The 6,961-nt window shown below is 72.9% G+C and carries 6 protein-coding genes; 2 read left to right on the top strand and 4 right to left on the bottom strand.

What is annotated here, in order from left to right:
- Positions 1 to 83 precede the first annotated feature (83 nt).
- From RT2_RS24145 to RT2_RS24155, 4 genes are all read right to left on the bottom strand, one after another.
- Positions 84 to 1,325, bottom strand: coding sequence for a DUF7373 family lipoprotein (locus RT2_RS24145; RefSeq protein WP_083577587.1), 1,242 nt, complete (start codon positions 1,323 to 1,325; stop codon positions 84 to 86).
- 142 nt (positions 1,326 to 1,467) lie between these two features.
- Positions 1,468 to 2,277, bottom strand: coding sequence for a hypothetical protein (locus RT2_RS26760; protein WP_307718223.1), 810 nt, complete (start codon positions 2,275 to 2,277; stop codon positions 1,468 to 1,470).
- A gap of 11 nt (positions 2,278 to 2,288) precedes the next feature.
- The gene (locus tag RT2_RS26765; RefSeq protein ID WP_307718224.1) at positions 2,289 to 2,885 is read right to left on the bottom strand and encodes a GTPase; all 597 of its coding nucleotides are present in this window, start codon (positions 2,883 to 2,885) and stop codon (positions 2,289 to 2,291) included.
- Entirely contained in the window at positions 2,882 to 4,699 is a 1,818-nt protein-coding gene (locus tag RT2_RS24155; RefSeq protein WP_245709487.1) for a dynamin family protein, read from the bottom strand. Before RT2_RS24155 ends, RT2_RS26765 begins: the two co-directional genes overlap by 4 nt.
- 291 nt (positions 4,700 to 4,990) lie before the next feature.
- Here RT2_RS24155 and RT2_RS24160 point away from each other — a divergent pair, with 291 nt between their 5' ends.
- On the top strand, positions 4,991 to 5,350 hold the full coding sequence (locus tag RT2_RS24160; RefSeq protein ID WP_139191265.1) for a hypothetical protein: 360 nt from the start codon (positions 4,991 to 4,993) through the stop codon (positions 5,348 to 5,350).
- 180 nt (positions 5,351 to 5,530) lie between these two features.
- Positions 5,531 to 6,961 (top strand): Hsp70 family protein (locus RT2_RS24165; RefSeq protein WP_072847348.1); only part of this gene is annotated, 1,431 nt, incomplete at its 3' end.

The following is a 6,961-nucleotide window of genomic DNA, read 5'->3' on the forward strand; positions in this document are numbered from 1 at the left end:
GGCGGCGGGTCGACCGTCGAGCCTTCCACGCGAAGGCCCGTGACCCCCACGGGAGCGGGTGTCACGGGCGCGGTTCCGAGCGGTCAGGCGTTCTGGTCGGCCTGCTCGAGGATCAGGTACTGCGCGGAGATCTGCTGGTCGACGTCCTTCTTGTCGTCGAGTCCGGAGGCCTCGCCGACGTAGCGGCCGTTGACCACCATGCAGTAGATCTCGGTGCCGCGCACGGTGTCCTTGGTGACGCACTTCGCGTCGGGCAGGCCCTGCGGGGACGGCGCGTCCGTGAAGCCTTGGGCGGCAAGGTCGCCCGTGAACTCGTCGGCGATGGTGCGGGCGCCGGCGTCATCCGTGGCCCGGTAGACGGTCGTCTTGGCCACCGCGTTGTGCTCGGACCCGGTCTCGGTGAGGACGCGGTGGGTCAGCGGCGGGTTCGTCGACCGGTGCGACATGCCGCGCGGGCCGTAGGCGGCCATGTCGTCGCCGAGCTTCGCCTGGCTGTCGGCCTCGGGGACCGCGTAGACGAGGATCTTGTCCTGGTCGACCATCGGGAACTCGGCCGACACGCCGCCGTTCTGCGCCTTCGTCGGCTGAGCCGGGAACGCGTCGATCAGCGGGCCCTGCAGGCTGACGGCCTTCGCGACGGTCTTTGCGGTCCAGTCCTTCTGGCCGACCGGGGCCTGCGCCCAGGTGTAGAGCAGGTAGTCGCCGTGCGGGGTCAGCGCGTTCACCGAGACGGTTCGGCCGGCGCTGGAGTCCGTCTCGCGGGTCGAGACGAGGGTGTTCGGCAGCACGTCGACGGTCTCGGCGGTCGCGATGCCCGCGCCGTCGTCGACGGTGGTGAGCTGGGTCTGGATCTCGCGGGCGGTCGCAGCGGCGTCCTCGGGGGTGCCGAACCGCAGCACCGCGTTGACCACCGACCGGGACGGGTCGGTGACGTTCGGGGTGTTGGTGGCCGCGGTGGAGACGTAGCCGTAGAGCATGTTGCGGTTGGCGGCGATGTCGCCGGAGGTCCCGCCGATCACGACGCCGAGGTTCTTGCCGCTGCGCATCACCATCGTCGGCATCTTCCCGGCGGTCAGTTCGGGATCGATCTCGAAGGGGGCGACGGTGAACTCGGCCAGGCGCTGCCCCTCCACCTCGACGATGTTCTCGGTGGTGGCCTTGCCGAACGCGGCGGCGGGGCTGGTCGGGTAGCTGCCGGTGTCGAGGGCCGCCGCGTCGACCGCGGGGGCGGCGTCGCCGCCGGATCCGGCCTTCGGCTCGCTGCTGGCGCTGCTGCATCCGGCGAGCAGCAGACCCGCGCACAGCACGGCCGCGGCCTGTGGCATCCAATTCGTCCTGGGCACGTCGGTGGTCCTTTCGTCGGTCCCGCACCGCGTTCGGGCTCGCGGGACTGTGTCGGGAGTTGGATGCCCCGCACCGCGGGCAAGGTTCCCGGCCGCGCCGATCGTGGCACGGCTCACACCCCGCTCAGCGGGCGAGCAGGCCGTAGGTGTGGATCAGCACGACCAGCGCCGCGTCCTCCGCGGCGGTCGCCGTCGACAACTTCTGCCCGTGCGCCCAGGAGAGCTTGCGCTGCGCCTCGGCGCGGACCTGGTCGGCGGCGGAACCCGCGGGGAGCCCGAGTCCGCCTGCGGCGGTCGGGTTCTCGATCAGCCGCCGCAACTCGTCCGTCACCGGCGACATGGGGTCTGCCTCGAGCATCGCCTCGAGATGCCCGAACAGCACCACCTCGCGCAACGCGGGGTCCGAGCGCAGGCCGTCGACGATGCCGCGGATCTGGTCGCGGGCGGGATGGGTGTAGGCGAGCTGGTCGAGTTCGCGCACGATCCGGCCGGCCCGGCGCACGGCGGCGAACGCGCCGAGGTGGTGGGCGAGGACCCGGCGCAGCTGCGGCACACCGGATCTCTCGACGAGCCAGTCGTTGAGCGCGGCCGCCCCGCCGGCGGCGACCGAGCGTCCGTGGATCATTCCGTACTCGCCGAGCAGGTCGAGCAGCCGGCCACGGACCTGTGGCTCGGCGCCGGCCGGGTCGTCGGAGTCGAGCAGGTCGATCAGGTCCAGCGGCGCGATCGGCCCGAGCGCGGCCAGGGCCCGGGCGTCGGTCTCGGTGAGCGCGCCGGTGTGCGAGGTCTCGGCAAGCAACCCGGCGATCGGCAGCACCGTCATCACGGTGCCGCGCAACCGGTCCGCGAGGGCGACGGAGTGTTCGGCGGCGTGCGCGAGCGGGTCGCGGGCACCGAGCGCGCCCTCCCCGAATCCGTCGGCCCGCGAGAGCACCCCGAGGGTGGTCAGCGGGGTGAACCCGAGCTGACGCAGGAAGGAAGTCCGACCTCGTGCGCGCGGGGGGTGGAGTCGAACAGGAACACCGCGGCGTCGGCGTCGACCGACGCGGTGCGGGTCTGGTCGAACCCGTCGATCAGCACGCGGCGGGTGCGGGCCTCGTTCTCGGCGGTGAGGGTGGCCAGGCCAGGGGTGTCGACGAGGGTGTGGTCCCGGATCGCCGCCGACGGCAGCCACCGGTGCAGGTAGGCGATCTCGTCGGCGGGCACCGGCAGCGCGGTCACCTGCCCGCGGGCGGCGTCGACGGGGCGGCGGCTGCCGTCGCGGAGCACCGCCTCGACGCGGGCCGGCGCGCCGTCCTGGTAGACCGAGACGACGCTGGTGGCCTCGAGCGCGGCGGTCTCGGCGACCGCGGCCCCGACGAGAGCGTTGACGAGGGTGGACTTTCCGGCCTTGAGGCGGCCGACGATCACGATCCGCGGCGGCGACCACAGGATCGCGCCGATCCGGTTGGCGTGCGCGGCCGGCTCCGGGCCGAGCGCGGCGAGGGCATGCAGCGCCCGGTCGAGGCTCGCGCGCACCGGGTCGAGCGGCGGGGCGGTCACCGGGCACCGCCCGCGCTGCCGGTGAGTTCCGCGATCAGCGCTTCGGCCCGGGCGATGTTGTTCACGACGACCTTCCGGTTGCCTTCGAGGCGTCCGAGCTTCTTCTCGCGCGTCGCCTTGTCGGTGCGGGCGAGTTCCTCGGCCTCCTTGATCTGCTTCTGCAGGTGCTCGATCGAGGTCTTGAGGTGGTCGCGGTAGCGGATGACGATCTCCGGGCGCGCCAGAGCGAGCGCGGATTCGAGCATCCGCGCGGTGGTGGTCTTGGTGGTAGCGGTGGTCTCCCGCATCCAGGACAGCAGGTTCGTCTTGCCGGCCCGCATCGCCCGGAACCCGAGGTTGAACCCGACCCACGCGACCCCGACGACGGCCCCGACTCCGACGACGGTGCTCACCCCGATCAGCCCGCCGAGCATCGACGACCCCATCACGCCCATGGTGAGCATCGACGGGTCCAGCAGGCCCTGCCGTTTCCCGGCGACCTGGTGGGTGTCGAGGGATCGGTTGGCCAGGGTGGCGGTGACCTGGTGGTGAATCTCGTTCCACACCAGCTCGGAGTCGAATCGGGGCGCCACGATGGTGGCGTGCAGCCGGTCCAGGAACAGGGTGATCGACGCGGCCATCGCGGACTGGAAGTCGCGTTCCATCTCCGCGGTGAAGTGCTGCGGGTTCTTCCGCAGCACCGCCATCCCGTTCTTGTTGATCCGGGTGGTCCACTTCTCCCGGATCGCGTCCAGGCGGCGGTCGAGTTCGTCGGTGGCGTCCTGCCGGATCAGGGTCAGGTCCCGCTGCAGGTACTGCTCCCACTGCTGGGAGTGGTCCTTGAGGTCCTGCAGCTCCGCGAGCTGTTCGGTGAGGCCGGGGATCACCTGTTCGCCGCGGGTGAGGGTGTCGATCTGGGTGGCCATGTCGGCGTCGAGGGCGCGCAGCCCGCCGACGACGGTCCGCAGCCCGTTCGCCGCCGGGAGATCCTCCGCCGCCGCCAGTTTCGCGTGGATCGTGGTGCGCAGCGCGGTGACACCGGATCGCTGCTCGGCGCGGTCCCGGTCGGGTCCGGGGGGCAGTTCGGCGGCGAGCACCGCCCGCAGGCTCGACACCGCGAGCACCGGTACGTCGCGGCCGAGGTGTTCGCGCAGCAGCGCCCGGTTCTCCTCGGCGATCGGTTTCCAGCGGCGCACGTTCTTGTCGGTCTTGGTGACCACCACGATCAGCGCCTCGACGGCGGCGCCGGTCTCGCGGACGAACGCCATCTCCGGGGCGGTGAGCGGAGAGCTGGCGTCGCACACGATCACCAGCACGCACGCCTGGGCGGCCGAGGCCGTCGCCAGCGCCGCGTAGGTCGGGTCGAGACCACCGACGCCGGGGGTGTCGATCACCGTCACGTCCCCGAGCCGGCTGCCCGCGACCGGGACGATCGCCCGGGTCGGCAGTTCGTCCACCCGGGCGTCGGTGACGTGTGTGCCCTCGCAGGACACCCAGTCGGCGAGCTCGTAGTGCCGGATCCGCTCGCCGCGGCCAGGGAAGAGCAGGTGCGCCGTGCCGTCCGGGTACTCGTCGGACGCCTGGCCGACCGCGATCGTCGTCGACGTGGTCACGTCCACCCCGACGGGGGTGGCGTCCCGTCGGCCGACGAGGGCGTTGATCAGGGAACTCTTGCCGCGCCCCACCTCGCCGACGACCACCACGGACCGGAGTTGGTCCGCGCCGGAGGCGCGCCGCTCGGCGAGGTCGCTGAGCTCGTCGTGTCCGAACGGGCGCAGGATCTTTCCGGTGATCGAGGCCAGCAGGGCGTCGGCTCGCTGACGTGGGGACGCCACCGGGGCACGATCCTGCTCTCCGGACCCGTCCACGTCTCCCCTTCCACACCCACACCACCGTCAACAGCGTCAGACCCTAGCCCGACGGCCGCGCCGACGCGGGTGCAGGCCCGTCGACCACACCCGGCCGACGGCAGCACCCGACGTCGCCCCGACCTCCGAATTGTGATGTGCGCCACCACAACCCTCGGGCCGCTGTCCGGGTGGCGACCCGACGCCTCGCACCGGGCCGTGCAATGATGCCGCCTGGTCTTCCGACGACGGGGGCCACGACTAGGCCGAGGGGGCGTGGTGAGCGGTGCCATCGTGTTGAGGATCGACTTCACGGACGGGGCGGTGTCCGCGGGCCTGGTCGACACCGGAACGGGGCTCGCCCAGCGCCTTTCACTGGACGAGTGCCTTTCGCTCGGCGATTCCGGCGGCCGGGCGGTGCGCGCACCGCACCCCCCGGAGGTGGTCGTGCCCGCCGCCGCCTCGGCCGCCGCCGTCGCCCATGCCCAGCTGCACGGCGTGATGACCGGTCCCGACACCCTGGTGCTGACGCATCCGGCGGACTGGACCCACGGTCAGGTCGGTGGCCTCCGCGACGCCGCCGTCGCGGCCGGGTTCGCGCCGGGCCAGGTCACCGTGCGGACCGTCGACGCGCCCTGACCCCGCCATCGGGTGACGGCGTGAGACTCGTCGGCGGGTTCCGGGAACCTTCCGTCCTCCCCCGTCATCCAACACTCGACGACGCGAACGTCCGTAGTTCGCGACGGAAGCAGGAAGGACCGAACCGATGAGCCGGTGCGGCCTCCCCGGGATGACCGGGACGAGAAGGGAACGACGCTGATGTCCGCACGAGAGTGGGTGCTCGGCATCGACTTCGGCACCTCGAACACCGCGGCCGCACACACCGGCCCGGTGTCCGGGTCGGTGGAGGCGCTGCAGCTGAGCCACAACCGCACCACGATGTCGTCGTCGGTGTTCGTCGAGTCCCCGGACCGCATCGCGGTCGGCGACGTGGCCGCCGACCGGGCCGAGTCGAACCCGGCCGCGTTCATGCCGTCGCCGAAGCGGGTCGTCGCGCAGGGCGTGGTGAACGTCAACGGCTACGACCTGCCGGCCTCGGTGCCGGTCGCGGCGGTGCTCGAGTCGGTGATGGCGCGCGCGGTCGGCGCGCACGGCGGCTCCGCGCCGTCGGAGCTGGTGCTCACCCACCCGGAGGCGTGGTCACCGCGGGAGATCCAGGTGCTCCTCGACGCCGCCTCCCGGCTCGGGCTGGACGCCTCGCAGATCCGGACGGTGTCCGAGCCGCGGGCCGCCGCGCACTACTACTCGCGCGCGAACACTCTCGCCCCGGGCACCAAGATCGCGGTGTTCGACTTCGGTGGCGGCACACTCGACATCGCCGTCCTGGAGGCCAACGACGCCGGCACCTTCGACGTGGTCGCCGCCCGCGGCGACAACGGGCTCGGCGGCAAGAACTTCGACGCCTTCGTCCGCCGCTGGGTGGACCAGCAGCTCGAGTCCCGCGACCCGGACCTGCTCGACTACCTGCGCCGCGAGGCGCCCATGGACGTCCGGTACGCCCTCGACGACTCCATCCGCCGCGCGAAGGAGCTGCTGTCGGAGGCCCCGTCGGCGACGATCACCGTCACCGGCGGCGACGGGCGCGGCAGCGAACGGTTCCAGATCACCCGCGAGGAGTTCGAGGAACTGATCTCCCCCGCGCTCGAGAAGGCGGCCCAGCTGACCCGGGCGACGCTGGCCGACGCCCGGGTCACCGACCCGAGCCAGCTCGAGGCGCTGTACCTGACCGGCGGCTCGTCGCGCATCCCGATCGTGCACGAGCGGCTCGCCGAGCTCGGCCCGATCGCCACCCTCGACGACCCGAAGACCGTGGTGGCGCAAGGCGCGATCGCGGCCGCCGCGCCGATCGTCCGCGGCCTCGGCGGCCCGCCGCCCGGCGCCGCGCCGGTGGCACCGGCGCCGACCCCGCCGTCGTCGTACGCACCGCAGTCCTACGCGCCGCCGGTCGCGGCGCAGTCGTACTCGCCACCCACACAACAGTTCTCGGCGGTGTCCCCCGACCAGAACCCCGCGGTGGCCGACGCGCCCGCCGCCGGCCCGGGCCGCGGCGGCCGGACCTGGGCGATGATCGCCGCGGCCGCCGTGGTGGTGGCCGTCGGTGTCGGTGTCGGCGTCTACGCGCTCGGCGGTGCGGACCCCGCCGAGCCGGCCGCGGCACCGGCCGCCGCCGGCGGGCCGTCCGGCCCGGCC

It is taken from the genome of Rhodococcus tukisamuensis NBRC 100609 (genome assembly GCF_001894985.1).
Taxonomy (GTDB): Bacteria; Actinomycetota; Actinomycetes; order Mycobacteriales; family Mycobacteriaceae; genus Rhodococcus_G; species Rhodococcus_G tukisamuensis.

Excerpts from the sequence above, each read along its gene's own strand:
- RT2_RS24145 (WP_083577587.1), bottom strand. The coding sequence starts at position 1,325 with ATGCCACAGGCCGCGGCCGTGCTGTGCGCGGGTCTGCTGCTCGCCGGA.